We start from the raw sequence: 1,269 nt of genomic DNA, 5'->3' as shown, positions 1-1,269 counted from the left end.
GGAGGCCGGCCGCATGATCACCAACCGGATTTCCGAGCACGGGCTATCCGAATGGCTGACCACGGTGCGGCGCCATCATGAGGGAACCTACCAACACTGCCTTCTCGTAACCGGCGTCGCGATCGATTTCGGCCTCAGTCTCGGCGTCCGCAAAAGCGACCTTGAACGGCTCTCTACCGCTGCGATGTTCCACGACATCGGAAAGGCCAGGATTCCCTTAGCGGTTCTGGACAAGCCGGGACGCCTCGATGACAACGAGCGCGCGCTGGTCGAGACCCATCCGGCAGCGGGTTATGACGTGCTGAAGGAGCACGGCTCTATCTCATCCGAAATACTCGACTCCGTCCGGCACCATCACGAGTATCTCGACGGCAGCGGCTATCCCGACGGCCTCTGCGCCGAGAGCATCACGGACATCGTTCGCATCCTCACCATCTCGGATATTTTCGCGGCGCTGATCGAGCACCGGCAGTACAAGCCGACCATGCCCCGTGAGGCGGCCTACGACATTCTCTGCAGCATGAAAGGAAAGCTCGAGAAGGCGCTGGTCGTCTCGTTCAAGGAAGTTGCGCTAGCCAGATGAGATTGATGCACGGCACGGTGGACCTCATCAGCTTCCCCGCAAATCACGAGAGAATCATAGCAAAGCGGCTTTCACTCTATCAGGGTCATTTGTTAAGCTAGCGTGAGCAAGAGCCAAGAGCCGAGGTCTGCTATGGGTCAAATTGCGAACTCTAATCCATCGAATTGGACCTAAGGACGGCTCCACTCGTCCGAAAGCCGACGTAGGTTCAGAAGGTGACACGTTCGAAAGTGACCGGCCTCATCAACTGAGGAGGTCATCATGACCGCCGTCTCAAATGCCACAGAGAACGTCCAAAAGCGCGTCCCGTGGAACAAGGGTAAGATTGTTGGCGCCAAGCCGCCACTCGGCCGAAGCACGTTTGCTCTATCCGGACGAAGCTCCAGGTTGAGGGACGATCCGCGATGTGGCGTCGTTCAACATCGCCATCGACAGCAAGCTTCGTGGCTGCGACGTGGTGGGTTTGAAAGTCGATGACGTGGCACCAAGCGGCTATGCCGCCGATAGAGCAAGCGTCCGCCAAAAGAAAACTGGACGGCCGGTCAAGTTCGAACTTACAGAGTCTACCCGCCAAGCCATCGATGACTTCCTGAGGGCGACGGGCAAGAAGCCTGGCAACCGTCTGTTCACCGGCCGTAGAGGCCTCGGGAGCAGCCTGCCCGCTCGGCAATATGTGCGGCTATTAT

General features: G+C 58.3%; 1 protein-coding gene and 1 pseudogene. Both read left to right on the top strand.

Annotated features, from left to right (window positions below; translation table 11 throughout):
* Positions 1 to 583 (top strand): HD-GYP domain-containing protein (locus IVB27_RS09675; protein ID WP_247443161.1); only part of this gene is annotated, 583 nt, incomplete at its 5' end.
* A 406-nt stretch (positions 584 to 989) separates the two neighbouring features.
* A pseudogene (locus tag IVB27_RS09670) lies at positions 990 to 1,269 on the top strand (tyrosine-type recombinase/integrase); the annotation flags it as partial.

The organism is Bradyrhizobium sp. 197 (assembly GCF_023073375.1).
Lineage (GTDB): Bacteria > Pseudomonadota > Alphaproteobacteria > Rhizobiales > Xanthobacteraceae > Bradyrhizobium.
The sequence above is the reverse complement of the archived record's forward strand: the minus strand, read 5'-3'. Positions and strand labels throughout refer to the sequence as shown.